Origin of the sequence: Escherichia coli DSM 30083 = JCM 1649 = ATCC 11775, assembly GCF_003697165.2 — a bacterium.
GTDB classification, from domain to species: Bacteria; Pseudomonadota; Gammaproteobacteria; order Enterobacterales; family Enterobacteriaceae; genus Escherichia; species Escherichia coli.
This window is the reverse complement of the sequence record NZ_CP033092.2, coordinates 3564307-3584705: the sequence shown is the minus strand read 5'-3', so window position 1 is coordinate 3584705 and position 20399 is coordinate 3564307. Positions and strand designations below refer to the sequence as shown.

Below are 20399 nucleotides of genomic sequence, written 5' to 3'. Positions count from 1 at the left end.
ATCCTGCATTAGGCTATGGCAAGGTGATCAGATTTTCATCACAGGGGAATTATGATGTTAAATGCATGGCATCTGCCGGTGCCCCCATTTGTTAAACAAAGCAAAGATCAACTGCTCATTACACTGTGGCTGACGGGCGAAGACCCACCGCAGCGCATTATGCTGCGTACAGAACACGATAACGAAGAAATGTCAGTACCGATGCATAAGCAGCGCAGTCAGCCGCAGCCTGGCGTCACCGCATGGCGGGCGGCGATCGAGCTCTCCTGCGGACAACCTCGGCGGCGTTATAGTTTCAAATTGCTGTGGCACGATCGCCAGCGTTGGTTTACACCGCAAGGCTTCAGCCGAATGCCGCCAGCACGACTGGAGCAGTTTGCCATTGATGTACCGGATATCGGCCCACAATGGGCTGCGGATCAGATTTTTTATCAGATCTTCCCTGATCGTTTCGCCCGTAATCTTCCTCGTGAAGCTGAACAGGATCATGTCTATTACCATCACGCAGCCGGACAAGAGATCATATTGCGTGACTGGGATGAACCGGTCACGGCGCAGGCTGGCGGATCAACGTTCTATGGCGGCGATCTGGACGGGATAAGTGAAAAACTGCCGTATCTGAAAAAACTTGGCGTGACGGCGCTGTATCTCAATCCGGTGTTTAAAGCTCCCAGCGTGCATAAATACGATACCGAGGATTATCGCCATGTCGATCCGCAGTTTGGCGGTGATGGGGCGTTGCTGCGTTTGCGACACAATACGCAGCAGCTGGGAATGCGACTGGTGCTGGACGGCGTGTTTAACCACAGTGGCGATTCCCATGCCTGGTTTGACAGGCACAATCGTGGCACGGGGGGAGCTTGTCACAACCCCGAATCACCCTGGCGTGACTGGTACTCGTTTAGTGATGATGGCACGGCGCTCGACTGGCTGGGCTATGCCAGCTTGCCGAAGCTGGATTATCAGTCGGAAAGTCTGGTGAATGAAATTTATCGCGGGGAAGACAGTATTGTCCGCCACTGGCTGAAAGCGCCGTGGAATATGGACGGCTGGCGGCTGGATGTGGTGCATATGCTGGGGGAAGCGGGTGGGGCGCGCAATAATTTGCAGCACGTTGCCGGGATCACCGAAGCGGCGAAAGAAACCCAGCCGGATGCGTATATTGTCGGCGAACATTTTGGCGATGCACGGCAATGGTTACAGGCCGATGTGGAAGATGCCGCCATGAACTATCGCGGCTTCACATTCCCGTTGTGGGGATTTCTTGCCAACACCGATATCTCTTACGATCCGCAGCAAATTGACGCCCAAACCTGTATGGTCTGGATGGATAATTACCGCGCAGGGCTTTCTCATCAACAACAATTACGTATGTTTAATCAGCTCGACAGCCACGATACTGCGCGATTTAAAACGCTGCTCGGTCGGGATGTTGCGCGCCTGCCCCTGGCGGTGGTCTGGCTGTTCACCTGGCCTGGTGTACCGTGCATTTATTACGGTGATGAAGTGGGACTGGATGGCAAAAACGATCCGTTTTGCCGTAAGCCGTTCCCCTGGCAGGTGGAAAAGCAGGATTCGGCGTTATTCGCGCTGTACCAGCGAATGATTGCGCTGCGTAAGAAAAGTCAGGCGTTGCGTCGTGGCGGCTGTCAGGTGCTGTATGCGGAAGATAACGTGGTGGTATTTGTCCGCGTGCTGAATCAGCAGCGTGTACTGGTGGCAATCAACCGTGGCGAAGCCTGTGAAGTGGTGCTACCCGCGTCACCGTTGCTTAATGTCGCGCAATGGCAACGCAAAGAAGGTCACGGGCAACTGACGGACGGGATTCTGGCTTTGCCTGCCATTTCGGCTACGGTGTGGATGAATTAACGTCTTATAACGCCTTGCGTGACGCCTGCTCCATCATCCGCGGATAAAACTGCCAGAAGCGGGTTTCGAGAGCATCGTAATGGGCGTCTAAATCGTACCAGGAGTCACGCAGGGCATCCAGACGTGGGCGACGGCTTGCCATGCCGTTTAACACGCTCTGGATGAAATCCATATCGCGATAGCGCACCAACCACTGCTCTGACCATAAGTAGTTGTTCAGATTGATAAAGCGTGGCGGTGAGTCTGGAAGAATAGTCATCACTTGCTCCCGGGCATAACAGGTAAATTCCTGTAGCGGAAAATCGGGCGACAGCTGCGACCAGTGGCGGGACAGAAAGTGATCCCACATCACATCCAGCGTAATAGGCGCGACACGGCGCGTTTCATTACGAAACCACTCCCGCGCTTCGCGGACTTCCGGCAGATTGTCGGTTAATACGTCGATTCGCCGATGCATATGAATACCAGCCACGACGTCGGGCGGAAAACTTTCTTCAGGATTTCCGCGTACGAAATCAGCCAGTAAATTGCCGGAAAGCGAGCTTTCCGCGAGATGGGCTAAATGCAGGTGAGCTAAAAAATTCATATACACTTCATCCTTCAAACTGCCTCTTCGTTGGCTGCCTTCACTCACCCCAGTCACTTACTTAATGTAAGCTCCTGGGGACTCATTCAGTTGCCATCTCGATGCATCTTGAATGATTTTGTGTATAGATTATGTCATCCATCAAGGAGGGTAAAGGTTGCAGGGAGAGCGCCCCGGCACTAGACTACCCGCCTCTTATTTTAGTCTGAGTCAGTGTCATGCGCGTTACCGATTTCTCTTTTGAATTGCCCGAATCCCTGATTGCCCACTATCCCATGCCTGAACGCAGTAGCTGTCGTTTACTGTCGCTGGACGGGCCGACGGGCGCGCTGACGCACGGTACTTTCACCGATTTACTCGATAAGCTCAACCCCGGCGATCTTCTGGTTTTTAATAATACCCGCGTGATCCCGGCGCGCCTGTTTGGGCGTAAAGCCAGCGGCGGCAAGATTGAAGTGCTGGTTGAGCGGATGCTCGACGAAAAACGCATTCTTGCGCATATTCGCGCCTCGAAAGCGCCAAAACCTGGCGCAGAACTGCTGCTGGGCGATGACGAAAGTATTAACGCAACGATGACCGCGCGCCACGGCGCACTGTTTGAAGTCGAATTTAATGATGATCGTTCGGTACTGGATATCCTCAACAGCATCGGCCATATACCGCTGCCGCCGTATATCGACCGTCCGGACGAAGACGCTGACCGCGAACTTTATCAAACAGTTTATAGCGAAAAACCGGGCGCGGTTGCAGCTCCGACCGCTGGTCTGCATTTTGACGAGCCTTTGCTGGAAAAATTACGCGCCAAAGGCGTGGAGATGGCGTTTGTGACGTTGCACGTTGGTGCGGGCACCTTCCAGCCGGTGCGCGTCGACACCATTGAAGATCACATCATGCACTCGGAATACGCTGAAGTGCCGCAGGATGTGGTAGACGCGGTACTGGCGGCGAAAGCGCGCGGTAACCGGGTGATTGCGGTTGGTACCACCTCAGTACGTTCGCTGGAAAGTGCGGCTCAGGCAGCGAAAAACGATCTCATTGAACCGTTCTTTGACGATACCCAAATCTTTATCTATCCGGGCTTCCAGTACAAAGTGGTCGATGCGCTGGTGACGAACTTCCACCTTCCGGAATCGACGCTGATTATGCTGGTTTCGGCATTTGCTGGTTATCAACACACCATGAATGCCTATAAAGCGGCGGTAGAAGAGAAATATCGCTTTTTTAGTTACGGTGATGCGATGTTTATCACGTACAATCCGCAGGCAATTAATGAGCGCGTTGGGGAGTAATTCCGCGGCGCTGGTTTAAACGTTGGACTGTTTTTCTGACGTAGTGGAGAAAAAATGAAATTTGAACTGGACACCACCGACGGTCGCGCACGCCGTGGCCGCCTGGTCTTTGATCGTGGCGTAGTGGAAACGCCTTGTTTTATGCCTGTTGGCACTTACGGCACCGTAAAAGGGATGACGCCGGAAGAAGTTGAAGCCACTGGCGCGCAAATTATCCTCGGCAACACCTTCCACCTGTGGCTGCGCCCGGGCCAGGAAATCATGAAACTGCACGGCGATCTGCACGATTTTATGCAGTGGAAAGGACCAATCCTTACCGACTCCGGCGGCTTCCAGGTCTTCAGCCTTGGTGATATTCGTAAAATCACCGAACAGGGCGTTCACTTCCGCAACCCGATCAACGGCGACCCGATTTTCCTCGACCCGGAAAAGTCGATGGAGATTCAGTACGATCTTGGTTCGGATATCGTCATGATCTTTGATGAGTGTACGCCGTATCCTGCTGACTGGGATTACGCAAAACGCTCCATGGAGATGTCTCTGCGTTGGGCGAAGCGTAGCCGTGAGCGTTTTGACAGTCTCGGAAACAAAAATGCGCTGTTTGGTATCATTCAGGGCAGTGTTTACGAAGATTTACGTGATATTTCTGTTAAAGGTCTGGTAGATATCGGTTTTGATGGCTACGCTGTCGGCGGTCTGGCTGTGGGTGAGCCGAAAGCAGATATGCACCGCATTCTGGAGCATGTATGCCCGCAAATTCCGGCAGACAAACCGCGTTACCTGATGGGCGTTGGTAAACCAGAAGACCTGGTTGAGGGCGTACGTCGCGGTATCGATATGTTTGACTGCGTAATGCCAACCCGCAACGCCCGAAATGGTCATTTGTTCGTGACCGATGGCGTGGTGAAAATCCGCAATGCGAAGTATAAGAGCGATACTGGCCCACTCGATCCTGAGTGTGATTGCTACACCTGTCGCAATTATTCACGCGCTTACTTGCATCATCTCGACCGTTGCAACGAAATATTAGGCGCGCGACTCAACACCATTCATAACCTTCGTTACTACCAGCGTTTGATGGCGGGTTTACGCAAGGCTATTGAAGAGGGTAAATTAGAGAGCTTCGTAACTGATTTTTACCAGCGTCAGGGGCGAGAAGTACCACCTTTGAACGTTGATTAATATTAATAATGAGGGAAATTTAATGAGCTTTTTTATTTCTGATGCGGTAGCGGCAACGGGTGCACCGGCGCAAGGTAGCCCGATGTCTTTGATTTTGATGCTGGTGGTATTCGGTCTGATTTTCTATTTCATGATCCTGCGTCCACAGCAGAAGCGCACCAAAGAACACAAAAAGCTGATGGACTCCATCGCTAAAGGTGATGAAGTGCTGACGAACGGTGGCCTGGTCGGTCGCGTAACCAAAGTAGCGGAAAACGGCTACATTGCTATCGCACTGAATGACACCACTGAAGTAGTTATTAAACGTGACTTCGTAGCTGCCGTTCTGCCGAAAGGCACCATGAAGGCGCTGTAATTAAAATTTTTCCCTAAGGGAATTGCCGTGTTAAACCGTTATCCTTTGTGGAAGTACGTCATGCTGATCGTGGTGATTGTCATCGGTCTGCTGTATGCGCTTCCCAACCTGTTTGGTGAGGATCCGGCTGTTCAGATCACTGGTGCGCGCGGAGTCGCCGCCAGTGAGCAAACGCTGATCCAGGTCCAGAAAACGTTACAAGAAGAAAAAATAACTGCTAAGTCTGTGGCACTGGAAGAGGGCGCTATTCTTGCGCGCTTCGACTCCACTGACACCCAGCTGCGCGCTCGTGAAGCATTAATGGGCGTTATGGGTGACAAATACGTCGTGGCGCTTAACCTTGCCCCGGCAACGCCGCGCTGGCTGGCAGCTATTCATGCTGAGCCGATGAAGCTCGGCCTTGACCTGCGTGGCGGCGTTCACTTCCTGATGGAAGTGGATATGGACACCGCGCTTGGCAAACTCCAGGAACAAAATATCGATAGCCTGCGCAGCGACCTGCGTGAAAAGGGCATCCCGTATACCACCGTTCGTAAAGAAAACAACTACGGCCTGAGCATCACTTTCCGCGATGCTAAAGCTCGTGATGAAGCCATTGCGTATCTGAGCAAGCGCCATCCGGACCTGGTGATTAGCAGCCAGGGCAGCAACCAGCTGCGTGCGGTAATGAGCGATGCTCGTCTGAGTGAAGCGCGTGAATATGCGGTGCAGCAGAACATCAATATCCTGCGTAACCGTGTAAACCAACTTGGCGTGGCGGAGCCGGTGGTTCAGCGTCAGGGTGCTGACCGTATCGTTGTTGAACTGCCAGGTATTCAGGACACTGCGCGTGCGAAAGAGATTCTGGGTGCGACGGCAACGCTGGAATTCCGTCTGGTAAACACCAACGTTGATCAGGCCGCTGCGGCATCCGGTCGCGTACCGGGCGACTCTGAAGTGAAACAGACCCGCGAAGGTCAGCCGGTTGTGCTGTACAAACGCGTAATTCTGACCGGTGACCATATCACCGACTCCACTTCCAGCCAGGACGAATACAACCAGCCGCAGGTTAACATCTCGCTCGATAGCGCGGGTGGTAACATCATGTCTAACTTCACCAAGGACAACATCGGCAAACCGATGGCAACCCTATTTGTGGAGTACAAAGACAGCGGTAAGAAAGATGCAAACGGTCGTGCGGTTCTGGTGAAACAGGAAGAGGTGATTAATATCGCCAACATCCAGTCTCGTCTGGGTAACAGCTTCCGTATTACTGGCATCAATAACCCAAGCGAAGCGCGTCAGCTTTCACTGCTGCTGCGTGCCGGTGCGTTGATCGCGCCGATTCAGATTGTTGAAGAACGTACCATTGGCCCAACCCTGGGTATGCAGAACATTGAGCAGGGGCTGGAGGCTTGCCTTGCCGGTCTGCTGGTTTCTATTCTGTTCATGATCATCTTCTATAAGAAGTTTGGTCTGATTGCGACCAGTGCTCTGATTGCCAACTTGATCTTGATTGTCGGTATTATGTCGCTGTTGCCAGGCGCAACGCTGAGTATGCCAGGTATCGCGGGTATCGTCTTAACCCTTGCGGTAGCGGTCGATGCGAACGTACTGATCAACGAACGTATTAAAGAAGAGTTGAGCAACGGACGTACTGTTCAACAGGCAATTGATGAAGGTTATCGTGGCGCATTCAGTTCCATCTTCGATGCGAACATCACCACGCTGATTAAAGTCATCATCCTGTATGCAGTGGGTACCGGGGCAATTAAAGGGTTCGCGATTACTACCGGTATCGGTGTGGCGACGTCGATGTTTACCGCGATTGTCGGTACGCGTGCCATCGTAAACCTGCTATATGGCGGCAAGCGCGTCAAGAAGCTGTCAATCTGAGGAGTGCGATGTGGCACAGGAATATACTGTTGAACAACTAAACCACGGCCGTAAAGTCTATGACTTTATGCGCTGGGACTACTGGGCTTTCGGCATCTCTGGTCTGCTGTTAATCGCCGCTATCGTTATTATGGGCGTGCGCGGCTTTAACTGGGGGCTGGATTTTACCGGTGGTACGGTTATTGAAATTACGCTCGAAAAACCGGCTGAAATTGACGTAATGCGTGATGCATTGCAAAAAGCCGGTTTTGAAGAGCCGATGCTGCAAAACTTTGGTAGCAGCCACGACATCATGGTCCGTATGCCGCCTGCTGAAGGCGAAACCGGCGGTCAGGTGTTGGGCAGCCAGGTTCTGAAGGTGATTAACGAATCCACCAATCAGAATGCGGCAGTGAAGCGTATTGAGTTCGTCGGTCCGAGCGTGGGGGCAGACCTTGCGCAAACCGGTGCGATGGCGTTGATGGCGGCGCTGCTGTCTATCCTCGTGTACGTAGGTTTCCGCTTTGAGTGGCGACTGGCGGCAGGGGTTGTTATTGCGCTGGCGCACGACGTTATCATTACGCTGGGTATTTTGTCGTTATTCCATATCGAGATTGACCTGACCATTGTGGCATCATTGATGTCGGTTATCGGTTACTCGCTTAACGACAGTATCGTGGTATCGGACCGTATTCGTGAAAACTTCCGCAAGATCCGTCGCGGTACGCCTTACGAAATCTTTAACGTGTCCTTGACCCAGACGCTGCACCGTACCTTGATCACATCCGGTACTACCTTGATGGTTATCCTGATGCTGTACCTCTTCGGTGGTCCGGTACTGGAAGGCTTCTCGCTGACCATGCTTATCGGTGTTTCCATCGGTACTGCATCTTCCATCTATGTGGCATCTGCGCTGGCTCTGAAACTGGGTATGAAGCGCGAACACATGTTGCAGCAGAAAGTGGAAAAAGAAGGGGCGGATCAGCCGTCAATTCTGCCTTAATCAAGTTTCAGCTGATGTTGAAAATCCCGGTCAGAAGATCGGGATTTTTTTTGATGTAAGGTGATTGCGAAAATCCCCGCATCTTGGGAAACTGCGCGTAACCCTACATTTCATCCAGGTAACTTTTTCATGGCTATCATCCCAAAAAACTATGCGCGGTTAGAAAGCGACTATCGCGAAAAAGCATTAAAAATCTATCCGTGGGTCTGCGGTCGCTGTTCCCGCGAGTTTGTTTATTCCAACCTGCGTGAACTTACCGTTCACCACATTGATCACGACCATACTAATAACCCGGAAGATGGCAGTAACTGGGAATTACTTTGTCTCTATTGCCACGATCATGAGCATTCGAAATACACCGAAGCGGATCAGTATGGTACGACCGTTATCGCAGGGGAAGATGCGCAGAAAGATGTCGGTGAAGCGAAGTACAACCCATTCGCTGATTTGAAAGCGATGATGAACAAGAAGAAGTGATAAAAAATGCCGGATATGAAATCCGGCATTCTCACAATTAGAAGTTGTAACCTACTACCAGATAACCACCCCAGCCGGTAGAGCGAACGTTGAAGTTGCCGTTGCCGAAGTTCAGTTCTGCATCGTCATTCCACTGACCACCGTTATGCCAGTAACGGGCAACGACAGAGTAGTGCCAGTGATCGTAATTCAGCGCCAGAATATGGCTGGACGCAATAGAGTTATTGGTACGTGTTTTAATACCGTTGTTCGCATAACCGCTGTCATCGCCCAGGTCGGAACCCCAGTCGAAGTTGGTGAAGCCGATGTAGCTCAACTGGCCGCCCCACAGATCGGTAATCGGCACAAAGTACTTCACTTTGAAACGGTAACCGTCCCACTCGTTTTCGTTCGCTGCGCCGTAGTTCTGCCACTGGTATTTCGCATAGACGTTCATGGACAGGCTCATCGGCAGACCAGTATCGATGTCGGTACCCAGACCCATGTACCAGGTGCTCTGGCGGCCATCTTTATTACGACCCATGTCGTAAATGTAGTTGTTCGCGAAGTACCACTCTTTGAACGGACCGAAGCTAAGGTCAGTATTGGTCAGCTTGTCAATGGAGAAACGCGGTTCGATTTCCATAAACAGCGGAGAACCGTGGTTCCAGATACCTTTTGCATCGGAGTTACCGCCGAAGAATACCGGCGCATCCGCATAACCATAGAAGTCGAACCAGTCTTTTTTAGCGAATGCTTCGTACTCAAGGTAGGTATCGTTGCGGAGCTGCGGTCCGAAACGGGTGTGATAGCTTCCGACAACGTTAACGCTCTGGTGCCACCAGTCGGAAAGATACTGCGGTTTGTCGTTTTCAGCTGCGTTGACAGTAAAAGACGAAGAGAGCGCCAGTACCGCACCGGCTGCCAGTAATGTTTTTTTCATATGTATGCCACTGTTTGAAAATCCCTTGCGGGAGTGAAAAAGGCGCAAATTGCGTTTCTAAATATTTCGTATACAGAGGAGCCTATTATAAAAATCATTGCTCACAAAAATATGTTTCGTTTCACAGTTCTATCATTTACGTAATCGATTGCGTTCACGTTTACACACATTCGGGCGGGGATTGTACTGACTTTCACCCTTGTTGCAAACTTTTACTATCAATCCAGGTGATGTAAGCGGAGTAACAAAATGACGGGGAAGATGTTGCGGGACGCACAATATCGCCCCGCAATACGTTTACTGCATAACAGGTTGAATGTCGTGGATACGTACAAAGCCTAACTGATCCACAGACATACCCTTTAACTGTAACGGAATATCAACATCGCTGGGGGCGAGGACGCTGGCAGGTGCGTTAATCAATTGATTCTGCACATTGATTTCCTGAAAGTTGTCTATTGTTCCCTGAATTTGCCCATATTCAACGGTTCCGCTGAATGCGGGTAAAGGGTCATTAGATTCGCCCTGAATACGTAGCGTCAGGGTGGTGCCATCTGTATCAGGCGTAATATTCACCAGCGACATACGTAAAGTACCGATCTGGCTTTCCAGTCTTGCTGGTGTTTTTGCTCCAGGCAGAAGGTAAACCCCACTGCTGGATTTTGCATTCAGCCTGTTTTGCTGAGTGATTTTGACCGTTTCTTTATTGAGCTGCGTCATCTCCTGGTTCAGCGTGCTGACGCTGTGTTTCATCTGTCGCACTTCACTTTGCTGCACACAGGCGCTAAGGCTGAACAGGCTTCCCAGCAGGAGCAGTCGAAAAACGTTAGTATTCATAGGTCGTCCCTTTCTCGTCGCAATTAGCCTAATGGTAGAGGGTAAAAGCAGTGAAAGCATCGATCCTTTATCTCAAAAGCGTTGCGCCTTTGTTGTATCGTCAGTTCAGGGTAAAATAGATTTCTGTTAACCACCTGGTCAGGACGCCGTATGCATTGCCCATTCTGTTTCGCCGTGGACACTAAGGTAATTGACTCTCGTCTCGTGGGCGAGGGTTCATCCGTACGCCGCCGTCGGCAGTGTCTGGTGTGTAATGAACGTTTCACCACCTTTGAAGTGGCGGAGCTGGTTATGCCGCGTGTTGTAAAAAGCAACGACGTGCGTGAACCGTTTAATGAAGAGAAATTACGTAGCGGAATGCTGCGGGCGCTGGAAAAACGTCCGGTGAGTTCCGATGACGTCGAAATGGCAATCAATCATATAAAATCGCAGCTGCGCGCCACCGGTGAGCGCGAAGTGCCGAGCAAGATGATTGGCAATCTGGTGATGGAGCAATTGAAAAAGCTCGATAAAGTCGCCTATATCCGTTTTGCCTCTGTCTACCGCAGTTTCGAAGATATCAAAGAATTTGGCGAAGAGATCGCGCGCCTGGAGGACTAAGCCGTGCAGGACGAGTATTACATGGCGCGGGCGCTAAAGCTGGCGCAACGAGGACGTTTTACCACGCATCCCAACCCGAATGTCGGGTGCGTCATTGTCAAAGATGGCGAAATTGTCGGTGAAGGTTACCATCAACGCGCGGGTGAACCGCATGCCGAGGTACAGGCGTTGCGCATGGCCGGCGAAAAAGCCAAAGGCGCAACGGCGTATGTCACACTCGAACCCTGTAGCCATCATGGTCGTACGCCACCGTGTTGTGATGCATTAATTGCTGCGGGCGTGGCGCGCGTGGTTGCTGCAATGCAAGACCCCAATCCGCAGGTCGCTGGACGTGGACTTTACCGTTTGCAACAGGCTGGCATTGACGTCAGCCACGGGCTGATGATGAGTGAAGCTGAGCAATTGAATAAAGGCTTTCTCAAGCGGATGCGCACCGGCTTTCCTTATATTCAGTTAAAACTTGGCGCATCGCTTGATGGTCGCACGGCGATGGCGAGTGGCGAAAGCCAGTGGATCACTTCACCTCAGGCGCGACGCGACGTACAACGACTGCGCGCGCAAAGTCATGCCATTTTAACCAGCAGCGCCACGGTGCTGGCGGATGATCCAGCCTTAACAGTGCGTTGGTCTGAACTGGATGAACAAACTCAGGGGCTCTACCCGCAACAAAATCTCCGTCAGCCAGTACGTATTGTGATTGATAGCCAAAATCGCGTGACGCCGGAACATCGCATTGTGCAGCAGCCCGGCGAAACCTGGTTCGCGCGTACGCAGGAAGATTCTCGTGAGTGGCCGGAAACGGTGCGTACCTTGCTGATTCCAGAGCATAAAGGTCACCTGGATCTGGTTGTACTAATGATGCAACTGGGTAAACAGCAGATTAACAGCATCTGGGTGGAAGCGGGGCCAACGCTCGCTGGCGCATTGCTACAGGCGGGTTTAGTCGATGAGCTGATTGTCTATATCGCACCTAAACTATTAGGCAACGACGCCCGTGGATTATGCACGCTGCCAGGGCTTGAGAAATTAGCCGACGCTCCCCAATTTAAATTCAAAGAGATACGTCATGTAGGCCCGGATGTTTGCCTGCATTTAGTGGGTGCATGATCTCCCGGCTCGAAAGGGAAGCAGCGCACGAAATATTATGCTAAAATCCGCCCCCCTGCGGGGCCATACTCGAACCCGAAGGAAGAAAATGAACATTATTGAAGCTAACGTTGCTACCCCGGACGCTCGCGTCGCCATCACCATCGCGCGTTTCAACAACTTTATCAATGACAGCCTGCTGGAAGGTGCAATTGACGCACTGAAACGTATCGGTCAGGTAAAAGATGAAAACATTACCATTGTTTGGGTGCCAGGTGCCTATGAGCTGCCGCTGGCGGCGGGTGCACTGGCTAAAACCGGTAAATACGACGCGGTGATTGCGCTGGGTACGGTTATTCGTGGTGGCACTGCCCACTTTGAATATGTCGCTGGTGGTGCAAGCAACGGCCTGGCGCATGTTGCCCAGGACAGCGAAATTCCGGTTGCTTTTGGTGTTCTGACCACTGAAAGCATTGAACAAGCGATCGAACGTGCTGGCACCAAAGCTGGCAACAAAGGTGCAGAAGCTGCACTGACCGCGCTTGAAATGATTAATGTATTGAAAGCCATCAAGGCCTGAAATTAGTAAGGGGAAATCCGTGAAACCTGCTGCTCGTCGCCGCGCTCGTGAGTGTGCCGTCCAGGCGCTCTACTCCTGGCAGTTGTCCCAGAACGACATCGCTGATGTTGAATACCAGTTCCTGGCTGAACAGGATGTAAAAGACGTTGACGTCCTGTACTTCCGTGAGCTGCTGGCCGGGGTGGCGACTAACACCGCATACCTCGACGGACTGATGAAGCCGTACCTGTCCCGTCTGCTGGAAGAACTGGGCCAGGTAGAAAAAGCAGTACTGCGCATTGCGCTGTACGAGCTGTCTAAACGTAGCGATGTGCCATACAAAGTGGCCATTAACGAAGCGATCGAACTGGCGAAATCGTTCGGCGCAGAAGACAGCCATAAGTTCGTCAACGGCGTACTCGATAAAGCAGCACCTGTGATTCGCCCTAACAAAAAGTAATATCCAGGCCGGTAGATTCACGGAAGACCGTTCCGCGATCGCCGGCCTTTTCTTTTTTACCTGCTGAGGCGTAACGTATGGCATGTGGCGAGTTCTCCCTGATTGCCCGTTATTTTGACCGTGTAAGAAGTTCTCGTCTTGATGTCGAACTGGGCATCGGCGACGATTGCGCTCTTCTCAATATCCCCGAGAAACAGACCCTGGCGATCAGCACTGATACGCTGGTGGCGGGCAACCACTTCCTCCCTGATATCGATCCTGCTGATCTGGCTTATAAAGCACTGGCGGTGAACCTAAGCGATCTGGCAGCGATGGGGGCCGATCCGGCCTGGCTGACGCTGGCATTAACCTTACCGGACGTAGACGAAGCGTGGCTTGAGTCCTTCAGCGACAGCTTGTTTGATCTTCTCAATTATTACGATATGCAACTCATTGGCGGCGATACCACGCGTGGGCCATTATCAATGACGTTGGGTATCCACGGCTTTGTTCCGATGGGACGAGCCTTAACGCGCTCTGGGGCGAAACCGGGTGACTGGATCTATGTGACCGGTACACCGGGCGATAGCGCTGCCGGGCTGGCGATTTTGCAAAACCGTTTGCAGGTTGCCGATGCTAAAGATGCGGACTACTTGATCAAACGTCATCTCCGTCCGTCGCCGCGTATTTTACAGGGGCAGGCACTGCGCGATCTGGCAAATTCAGCTATCGATCTCTCTGACGGTCTGATTTCCGATCTCGGGCATATCGTGAAAGCCAGCGACTGCGGCGCACGTATTGACCTGGCATTGCTGCCGTTTTCTGATGCGCTTTCTCGCCATGTTGAACCGGAACAGGCGCTGCGCTGGGCGCTCTCTGGCGGTGAAGATTACGAGTTGTGTTTCACGGTGCCGGAACTGAACCGTGGCGCGCTGGATGTGGCTCTCGGACACCTGGGCGTACCGTTTACCTGTATCGGGCAAATGACCGCCGATATCGAAGGGCTTTGTTTTATTCGTGACGGCGAACCTGTCACGTTAGACTGGAAAGGATATGACCATTTTGCCACGCCATAAAGATGTCGCGAAAAGTCGCCTGAAAATGAGTAATCCGTGGCATCTGCTTGCTGTCGGATTCGGAAGTGGATTAAGCCCGATCGTTCCTGGCACGATGGGGTCGCTGGCGGCGATTCCCTTCTGGTATCTGATGACTTTTTTGCCCTGGCAGCTCTATTCGCTGGTGGTAATGCTGGGGATCTGTATCGGCGTCTATCTTTGTCATCAAACGGCGAAAGACATGGGCGTGCACGATCACGGCAGTATTGTCTGGGACGAATTTATTGGTATGTGGATTACGCTCATGGCGCTGCCGACCAATGACTGGCAGTGGGTTACCGCCGGATTTGTGATTTTCCGTATTCTGGATATGTGGAAGCCGTGGCCGATCCGCTGGTTTGATCGCAATGTACATGGCGGCATGGGGATCATGATTGACGATATTGTCGCCGGGGTGATCTCCGCTGGCATCCTGTATTTTATCGGTCATCACTGGCCGCTGGGTATTCTGTCGTAGTTGTGCACCGATGCCTGATGTGACGCTTGTCACGTCTCATCAGGCCTGCATACCTATTTAAATCCTACGACCGGATGCGGTTTATACGGCGTTTCCAGCTCGGCGATCTGTTCCGGCTTCAAGGTGATATCCACCGCGTTTAGCAGTTCATCAAGCTGTTCCTCCCGAGAAGTTCCGATAATCGGTGCGGCAATGCCCGGTTTACTCAACAACCAGGCCAGCGCAACTTGTGCTCGCGTTGCACCAAGTTCTTCACTGACGCCCGTTAAGCGTTCTACAATTTGTGCGTCATTTTCATTGCTTTCTTGGTAGAGATTTTTCCCCACTTCATCCGACACCAGCCGTGCGGTGGTTTCTCCCCAAGGACGCGTCAGACGGCCCCGCGCCAGCGGGCTCCATGGAATCACCGCTACGCCTTCCTGATAACACAGCGGCAGCATCTCGCGCTCTTCTTCACGATAAATCAGATTGTAGTGATCCTGCATACTGACAAACTGCGCCCAGCCGTGCTGTTTTTGTAGTTCCAGTGCTTGAGCAAACTGCGAAGCGTGCATGGATGACGCGCCGATATAACGCGCTTTCCCGGCTTTTACCACGTCGTTCAGGGCTTCCAGCGTCTCTTCGATCGGCGTGTTGTAATCCCAGCGATGAATTTGCAGGATATCGACATAATCCATGCCGAGACGGCGCAGGCTGTCGTCGATAGAGCGCAAAATTTGTGCACGGGATAATCCTTCCGGTAAATCACCAACGCGATGGAACACTTTGGTCGCAACGACCACGTCTTCACGACGGGCGAAATCCCGCAGTGCGCGACCGACGATCTCTTCGCTGCTGCCATCGGAATAGCTATTGGCGGTGTCAAAGAAATTTATGCCGCCTTCCAGCGCACGTTTAATGATGGGACGGCTGCTCTCTTCCGGCAGTGTCCATGCGTGATTACCGCGATCTGGCTCGCCAAAGGTCATACAGCCGAGGCAAAGTCGGGAAACACGAAGGTCGGTTTTTCCTAAGGGGTTGTATTGCATGCTGCCACTCCTGCCATGAATAATTTCTTAAGCATAGCAGGAGTAGAGTAGGGATTATGCCAGCCAGGCCTTGATTTTGGCTTCCATACCGGCGGCATCGAGGCCGAGTTCGGCGCGCATTTCTTCCTGAGTTCCTTGTGGAATAAAGAAGTCAGGCAGGCCAATGTTCAGCACGGGTACTGGTTTACGATGGGCCATCAGCACTTCGTTCACGCCGCTACCTGCGCCGCCCATAATGGCGTTTTCTTCTACGGTGACCAGCGCTTCATGGCTGGCGGCCATTTCCAGAATTAACGCTTCATCAAGCGGTTTCACGAAACGCATATCGACCAGCGTAGCGTTCAGCGATTCAGCGACTTTCGCCGCTTCTGGCATCAGCGTACCAAAGTTAAGGATCGCCAGTTTCTCACCACGACGCTTCACAATGCCTTTGCCAATTGGCAGTTTTTCCAGTGGCGTCAGTTCCACGCCAACTGCGTTGCCGCGCGGGTAGCGCACCGCGGACGGGCCATCGTTATAGTGATAGCCGGTATAGAGCATCTGGCGACATTCGTTTTCATCGCTCGGGGTCATAATGACCATTTCCGGTATGCAGCGCAGGTAAGAGAGATCAAAAGCGCCCTGGTGGGTTTGACCGTCAGCACCAACAATGCCCGCACGGTCGATGGCGAACAGGACCGGAAGCTTTTGAATCGCCACGTCATGCAGCACCTGATCATAGGCGCGTTGCAGGAAGGTGGAGTAGATCGCAACAATGGGTTTGTAGCCTCCAATCGCCAGACCCGCAGCAAAGGTCACTGCGTGTTGCTCGGCAATTGCCACGTCGAAGTAGCGATCCGGGAATTTACGTGAAAACTCGACCATGCCGGAACCTTCACGCATCGCCGGAGTAATCGCCATCAGCTTGTTATCTTTCGCTGCGGTTTCGCACAACCAGTCGCCAAAGATTTTTGAATAGCTTGGTAAACCGCCGCTACTTTTCGGCAGACAACCGCTGGAGGGATCAAATTTAGGCACGGCGTGGAAGGTGATTGGGTCTTTTTCTGCCGGTTCATAACCACGACCTTTTTTGGTCATGATATGCAGGAACTGCGGGCCTTTCAGGTCGCGCATGTTCTTAAGCGTGGTGATAAGCCCCAGCACATCGTGACCGTCCACCGGGCCGATGTAGTTAAAGCCCAGCTCTTCAAACAACGTGCCAGGCACTACCATGCCTTTAATATGTTCTTCGGTACGTTTGAGCAGCTCTTTAATGGGTGGCACGCCAGAGAAAACTTTTTTTCCGCCTTCGCGCAGTGAAGAGTAAAGCTTACCGGAAAGCAGCTGCGCCAGATGGTTGTTGAGCGCGCCAACATTTTCGGAAATCGACATTTCATTGTCGTTGAGAACCACCAGCATATCAGGACGGATATCGCCCGCGTGATTCATCGCTTCAAACGCCATGCCAGCAGTAATCGCGCCATCGCCAATGACACAGACGGTGCGGCGATTTTTGCCTTCTTTCTCGGCAGCAACTGCGATCCCAATTCCGGCACTGATGGAGGTTGATGAATGCCCGACGCTTAATACGTCATATTCGCTTTCGCCGCGCCACGGGAACGGGTGCAGGCCACCTTTCTGACGGATGGTGCCGATTTTGTCGCGGCGCCCGGTCAAAATTTTATGCGGATAAGCCTGATGCCCCACATCCCAGATTAACTGGTCAAACGGGGTATTGTAGACATAGTGCAGCGCCACGGTCAGTTCGACCGTGCCCAGCCCGGAGGCGAAGTGCCCGCTGGAACGGCTCACGCTGTCGAGTAAATAGCGGCGCAGTTCGTCGCAGAGTTTCGGTAAACTCTCTTTCGGCAACAGTCGTAACTCCTGGGTGGAGTCGACCAGTGCCAGGGTCGGGTATTTGGCAATATCAAAACTCATCAGGGGCCTATTAATACTTATTGTTTATTTATTACGCTGGATGATGTAGTCCGCTAGCGCTTCCAGTGCCGAGGTATCGAGTGACTGTTCAGCCAGTTGTTTCAGCGACTGACGGGCATCGTCGATCAGATCCCGGGCTTTCTTCCGGGCTTGCTCAAGACCCAGAAGTGCAGGGTAGGTACTTTTACCAAGTTGCTGATCGGCACCCTGGCGTTTTCCCAACGTTGCAGTATCTCCTACCACATCCAGGATGTCATCCTGAACCTGGAAGGCAAGGCCGATGCTCTCTGCGTACTTGTCGAGTACTGGCAGAGCACGACGCCCTTTATCTCCGGCGCTTAATGCACCAAGGCGAACGGCGGCGCGAATCAATGCGCCAGTTTTATGACGATGTATACGCTCAAGCGCGTCCAGAGGTACGCGTTTGCCTTCCGCGTCTAAATCTAATGCCTGACCACCGCACATTCCGGCAATACCGCTGGCGCTCGCCAGTTCAGAAATCATCGAAATTCTGTCGCGATCCGACACTTCCGGCATATCTGCATCGCTTAAAATCGAGAACGCCAGCGTTTGTAAAGCATCGCCAGCGAGAATCGCGTTTGCTTCGCCAAACTTCACATGGCAGGTCGGCAAACCGCGACGCAGATCGTCATCATCCATCGCCGGTAAATCATCATGAATTAATGAGTAAGCGTGGATACACTCTACGGCGGCAGCGGGTGCGTCCAGTGTGTTTGTGCTAACGCCGAACATATGACCAGTGGCATAAACCAGGAAAGGTCGCAGGCGCTTACCACCTAATAATGCGCCATACTGCATGGTTTCGACCACGGGAGTGTTCTGAAAGGGCAGTGGGGCGATAAAACGGCTCAGCGCCTGGTTGGCCTGCTTAACGCAGGCTTCGAGTTGCTGCGGAAAGTCCATTACTCATTGTCCGGTGTAAAAGGGGTTAGAGAGGCGTCTTCATTGTCAGACAGCAGAATTTGTACGCGCTGTTCGGCTTGTTGTAATTTGGCCTGCCCCTGACGTGCCAGCTGCACGCCGCGTTCGAACTCGTTCAGCGCCTCTTCCAGCGGCAGGTCGCCACTTTCCAGACGGGTTACAATCTGTTCCAGCTCGCTCAGCGCCTTTTCAAAGCTGGCGGGAGCCTCATTTTTCTTCGGCATAATGAATGTCTGACTCTCAATATTTTTCGCCCCGTCATGGTAACGGACTCAGGGCAAATAGCAAATAACGCGCAATGGTAAGGTGATGTGCGCAGCAAAGCGATGTTAGTGGTATACTTCCGCGCCTGGATGCAGCCGCAGGTGTGGGCTGCTGTATTTTTCCCTATACAAGTCGCTTAAGGCTTGCCAACGAACCATTGCCGCCATGAAGTTTATCATTAAATTGTTCCCGGAAATCACCATCAAAAGCCAATCTGTGCGCTTGCGCTTTATAAAAATCCTTACCGGGAACATTCGTAACGTTTTAAAGCACTATGATGAGACGCTCGCTGTCGTCCGTCACTGGGATAACATCGAAGTTCGCGCAAAAGATGAAAACCAGCGTCTGGCTATTCGCGACGCCCTGACCCGTATTCCGGGTATCCACCATATTCTCGAAGTCGAAGACGTGCCGTTTACCGACATGCACGATATTTTCGAGAAAGCGTTGGTTCAATATCGCGATCAGCTGGAAGGCAAAACCTTCTGCGTACGCGTGAAGCGCCGCGGCAAACATGATTTTAGCTCGATTGATGTGGAACGTTACGTCGGCGGCGGTTTAAATCAGCATATTGAATCCGCGCGCGTGAAGCTGACCAATCCGGAAGTGACTGTCCATCTGGAAGTGGAAGACGATCGTCTGCTGCTGATTAAAGGCCGCTACGAAGGTATTGGCGGTTTCCCGATCGGCACCCAGGAAGATGTGTTGTCGCTCATTTCCGGTGGTTTCGACTCCGGTGTTTCCAGTTATATGTTGATGCGTCGCGGCTGCCGCGTGCATTACTGCTTCTTTAACCTCGGCGGCGCGGCGCATGAAATTGGCGTACGTCAGGTGGCGCATTATCTGTGGAACCGCTTTGGCAGCTCCCACCGCGTGCGTTTTGTCGCTATTAATTTTGAACCGGTCGTCGGGGAAATTCTCGAGAAAATCGACGACGGTCAGATGGGCGTTATCCTCAAGCGTATGATGGTGCGTGCCGCGTCCAAAGTGGCAGAACGTTACGGCGTACAGGCGCTGGTTACCGGTGAAGCGCTCGGCCAGGTGTCCAGCCAGACGCTGACCAACCTACGCCTGATTGATAACGTCTCCGATACGCTGATCCTGCGTCCGCTGATCTCTTACGACAAAGAGCACATCATCAACCTGGCTCGCCAGATTGGCACCGAAGACTTTGCCCGCACGATGCCGGAATATTGCGGCGTGATTTCCAAAAGCCCGACGGTGAAAGCGGTTAAATCGAAGATTGAAGCGGAAGAAGAGAAGTTCGACTTCAGCATTCTCGATAAAGTGGTGGAGGAAGCGAATAACGTTGATATCCGCGAAATCGCCCAGCAGACCGAGCAGGAAGTGGTGGAAGTGGAAACCGTCAATGGCTTCGGCCCGAACGACGTGATCCTCGATATCCGTTCTATCGATGAACAGGAAGATAAGCCACTGAAAGTCGAAGGGATTGATGTGGTTTCTCTGCCGTTCTATAAACTGAGCACCAAATTTGGCGATCTCGACCAGAGCAAAACCTGGCTGTTGTGGTGTGAGCGCGGGGTGATGAGCCGCCTGCAGGCGCTCTATCTGCGCGAGCAGGGCTTTAACAATGTGAAGGTGTATCGCCCGTAATATG

General features: G+C 52.3%; 21 protein-coding genes. 14 read left to right on the top strand and 7 right to left on the bottom strand.

Annotation, left to right across the window (positions count from 1 at the left end; genetic code table 11):
* Positions 1-51: 51 nt before the first annotated feature.
* Entirely contained in the window at positions 52-1869 is a 1818-nt protein-coding gene (malZ, locus tag EAS44_RS18660; RefSeq protein WP_000979364.1) for a maltodextrin glucosidase, read from the top strand.
* A 4-nt stretch (positions 1870-1873) separates the two neighbouring features.
* Here the strand turns inward: malZ and acpH are convergent, their stop codons facing one another.
* On the bottom strand, positions 1874-2455 hold the full coding sequence (gene acpH / locus EAS44_RS18655; protein WP_001009870.1) for an ACP phosphodiesterase: 582 nt from the start codon (positions 2453-2455) through the stop codon (positions 1874-1876).
* Between the two features lie 218 nt (positions 2456-2673).
* Here acpH and queA point away from each other — a divergent pair, with 218 nt between their 5' ends.
* From queA to yajD, 6 genes are all read left to right on the top strand, one after another.
* On the top strand, positions 2674-3744 hold the full coding sequence (queA, locus tag EAS44_RS18650; RefSeq protein ID WP_001266511.1) for a tRNA preQ1(34) S-adenosylmethionine ribosyltransferase-isomerase QueA: 1071 nt from the start codon (positions 2674-2676) through the stop codon (positions 3742-3744).
* A gap of 54 nt (positions 3745-3798) precedes the next feature.
* On the top strand, positions 3799-4926 hold the full coding sequence (gene tgt, locus EAS44_RS18645; RefSeq protein WP_000667319.1) for a tRNA guanosine(34) transglycosylase Tgt: 1128 nt from the start codon (positions 3799-3801) through the stop codon (positions 4924-4926).
* A 22-nt stretch (positions 4927-4948) separates the two neighbouring features.
* The gene (gene yajC / locus EAS44_RS18640; protein ID WP_000007629.1) at positions 4949-5281 is read left to right on the top strand and encodes a preprotein translocase subunit YajC; all 333 of its coding nucleotides are present in this window, start codon (positions 4949-4951) and stop codon (positions 5279-5281) included.
* Positions 5282-5308: 27 nt separating this feature from the next.
* A complete protein-coding gene (secD, locus tag EAS44_RS18635) occupies positions 5309-7156 on the top strand; it encodes a protein translocase subunit SecD (protein WP_000934823.1) in 1848 nt (615 codons plus the stop codon).
* 10 nt (positions 7157-7166) lie between these two features.
* Positions 7167-8138 (top strand): protein translocase subunit SecF, encoded by a 972-nt coding sequence (gene secF / locus EAS44_RS18630; protein ID WP_000046637.1) that lies wholly within the window; start codon positions 7167-7169, stop codon positions 8136-8138.
* Between the two features lie 129 nt (positions 8139-8267).
* Complete coding sequence (gene yajD / locus EAS44_RS18625) at positions 8268-8615, top strand: HNH nuclease YajD (protein ID WP_001317658.1); 348 nt, start codon at positions 8268-8270, stop codon at positions 8613-8615.
* Between the two features lie 37 nt (positions 8616-8652).
* Here yajD and tsx read toward each other — a convergent pair whose 3' ends face one another.
* Positions 8653-9537: a nucleoside-specific channel-forming protein Tsx gene (tsx, locus tag EAS44_RS18620; RefSeq protein WP_001295827.1), complete on the bottom strand. Its 885-nt coding sequence runs from the start codon at positions 9535-9537 to the stop codon at positions 8653-8655.
* Positions 9538-9834: 297 nt separating this feature from the next.
* The gene (yajI, locus tag EAS44_RS18615; RefSeq protein ID WP_001298536.1) at positions 9835-10374 is read right to left on the bottom strand and encodes a DUF3251 domain-containing protein; all 540 of its coding nucleotides are present in this window, start codon (positions 10372-10374) and stop codon (positions 9835-9837) included.
* 150 nt (positions 10375-10524) lie between these two features.
* On the opposite strand from yajI, the gene nrdR reads away from it, so the two are divergent.
* From nrdR to pgpA, 6 genes are all read left to right on the top strand, one after another.
* Positions 10525-10974: a transcriptional regulator NrdR gene (gene nrdR, locus EAS44_RS18610; RefSeq protein WP_000543535.1), complete on the top strand. Its 450-nt coding sequence runs from the start codon at positions 10525-10527 to the stop codon at positions 10972-10974.
* 3 nt (positions 10975-10977) lie between these two features.
* Positions 10978-12081, top strand: a complete 1104-nt coding sequence (gene ribD / locus EAS44_RS18605; protein WP_001150487.1) for a bifunctional diaminohydroxyphosphoribosylaminopyrimidine deaminase/5-amino-6-(5-phosphoribosylamino)uracil reductase RibD — start codon at positions 10978-10980, stop codon at positions 12079-12081.
* An 88-nt stretch (positions 12082-12169) separates the two neighbouring features.
* Positions 12170-12640, top strand: a complete 471-nt coding sequence (gene ribE / locus EAS44_RS18600) for a 6,7-dimethyl-8-ribityllumazine synthase (protein WP_001350619.1) — start codon at positions 12170-12172, stop codon at positions 12638-12640.
* Between the two features lie 19 nt (positions 12641-12659).
* Complete coding sequence (gene nusB / locus EAS44_RS18595) at positions 12660-13079, top strand: transcription antitermination factor NusB (protein ID WP_000801125.1); 420 nt, start codon at positions 12660-12662, stop codon at positions 13077-13079.
* A 77-nt stretch (positions 13080-13156) separates the two neighbouring features.
* On the top strand, positions 13157-14134 hold the full coding sequence (gene thiL / locus EAS44_RS18590) for a thiamine-phosphate kinase (protein WP_000742109.1): 978 nt from the start codon (positions 13157-13159) through the stop codon (positions 14132-14134).
* The gene (gene pgpA, locus EAS44_RS18585; protein ID WP_000154049.1) at positions 14112-14630 is read left to right on the top strand and encodes a phosphatidylglycerophosphatase A; all 519 of its coding nucleotides are present in this window, start codon (positions 14112-14114) and stop codon (positions 14628-14630) included. Before thiL ends, pgpA begins: the two co-directional genes overlap by 23 nt.
* Before the next feature lie 53 nt (positions 14631-14683).
* Here pgpA and yajO read toward each other — a convergent pair whose 3' ends face one another.
* Genes yajO through xseB form a run of 4 tightly spaced genes read right to left on the bottom strand, consistent with a single transcriptional unit; the run spans position 14684 to position 18741 of the window.
* A complete protein-coding gene (gene yajO / locus EAS44_RS18580) occupies positions 14684-15658 on the bottom strand; it encodes a 1-deoxyxylulose-5-phosphate synthase YajO (protein WP_001199808.1) in 975 nt (324 codons plus the stop codon).
* Positions 15659-15712: 54 nt separating this feature from the next.
* Complete coding sequence (gene dxs / locus EAS44_RS18575; RefSeq protein WP_000006815.1) at positions 15713-17575, bottom strand: 1-deoxy-D-xylulose-5-phosphate synthase; 1863 nt, start codon at positions 17573-17575, stop codon at positions 15713-15715.
* A 24-nt stretch (positions 17576-17599) separates the two neighbouring features.
* Entirely contained in the window at positions 17600-18499 is a 900-nt protein-coding gene (gene ispA / locus EAS44_RS18570) for a (2E,6E)-farnesyl diphosphate synthase (RefSeq protein WP_000347226.1), read from the bottom strand.
* On the bottom strand, positions 18499-18741 hold the full coding sequence (xseB, locus tag EAS44_RS18565; RefSeq protein ID WP_001124935.1) for an exodeoxyribonuclease VII small subunit: 243 nt from the start codon (positions 18739-18741) through the stop codon (positions 18499-18501). The genes ispA and xseB overlap by 1 nt, the downstream gene beginning before the upstream one ends.
* A gap of 205 nt (positions 18742-18946) precedes the next feature.
* On the opposite strand from xseB, the gene thiI reads away from it, so the two are divergent.
* Positions 18947-20395, top strand: coding sequence for a tRNA uracil 4-sulfurtransferase ThiI (thiI, locus tag EAS44_RS18560; protein WP_000668687.1), 1449 nt, complete (start codon positions 18947-18949; stop codon positions 20393-20395).
* Positions 20396-20399 lie beyond the last annotated feature (4 nt).

What these genes read in the sequence shown, in the direction of transcription:
- dxs (WP_000006815.1), bottom strand. Translation starts at nt 17,575, where the DNA reads ATGAGTTTTGATATTGCCAAATACCCGACCCTGGCACTGGTCGACTCC.
- ispA (WP_000347226.1), bottom strand. Translation starts at nt 18,499, where the DNA reads ATGGACTTTCCGCAGCAACTCGAAGCCTGCGTTAAGCAGGCCAACCAG.
- yajD (WP_001317658.1), top strand. Translation starts at nt 8,268, where the DNA reads ATGGCTATCATCCCAAAAAACTATGCGCGGTTAGAAAGCGACTATCGC.
- ribE (WP_001350619.1), top strand. Translation starts at nt 12,170, where the DNA reads ATGAACATTATTGAAGCTAACGTTGCTACCCCGGACGCTCGCGTCGCC.
- yajC (WP_000007629.1), top strand. Translation starts at nt 4,949, where the DNA reads ATGAGCTTTTTTATTTCTGATGCGGTAGCGGCAACGGGTGCACCGGCG.
- queA (WP_001266511.1), top strand. Translation starts at nt 2,674, where the DNA reads ATGCGCGTTACCGATTTCTCTTTTGAATTGCCCGAATCCCTGATTGCC.
- acpH (WP_001009870.1), bottom strand. Translation starts at nt 2,455, where the DNA reads ATGAATTTTTTAGCTCACCTGCATTTAGCCCATCTCGCGGAAAGCTCG.
- pgpA (WP_000154049.1), top strand. Translation starts at nt 14,112, where the DNA reads ATGACCATTTTGCCACGCCATAAAGATGTCGCGAAAAGTCGCCTGAAA.
- nrdR (WP_000543535.1), top strand. Translation starts at nt 10,525, where the DNA reads ATGCATTGCCCATTCTGTTTCGCCGTGGACACTAAGGTAATTGACTCT.
- yajI (WP_001298536.1), bottom strand. Translation starts at nt 10,374, where the DNA reads ATGAATACTAACGTTTTTCGACTGCTCCTGCTGGGAAGCCTGTTCAGC.
- malZ (WP_000979364.1), top strand. Translation starts at nt 52, where the DNA reads ATGATGTTAAATGCATGGCATCTGCCGGTGCCCCCATTTGTTAAACAA.
- tgt (WP_000667319.1), top strand. Translation starts at nt 3,799, where the DNA reads ATGAAATTTGAACTGGACACCACCGACGGTCGCGCACGCCGTGGCCGC.
- thiL (WP_000742109.1), top strand. Translation starts at nt 13,157, where the DNA reads ATGGCATGTGGCGAGTTCTCCCTGATTGCCCGTTATTTTGACCGTGTA.
- yajO (WP_001199808.1), bottom strand. Translation starts at nt 15,658, where the DNA reads ATGCAATACAACCCCTTAGGAAAAACCGACCTTCGTGTTTCCCGACTT.
- tsx (WP_001295827.1), bottom strand. Translation starts at nt 9,537, where the DNA reads ATGAAAAAAACATTACTGGCAGCCGGTGCGGTACTGGCGCTCTCTTCG.
- thiI (WP_000668687.1), top strand. Translation starts at nt 18,947, where the DNA reads ATGAAGTTTATCATTAAATTGTTCCCGGAAATCACCATCAAAAGCCAA.
- xseB (WP_001124935.1), bottom strand. Translation starts at nt 18,741, where the DNA reads ATGCCGAAGAAAAATGAGGCTCCCGCCAGCTTTGAAAAGGCGCTGAGC.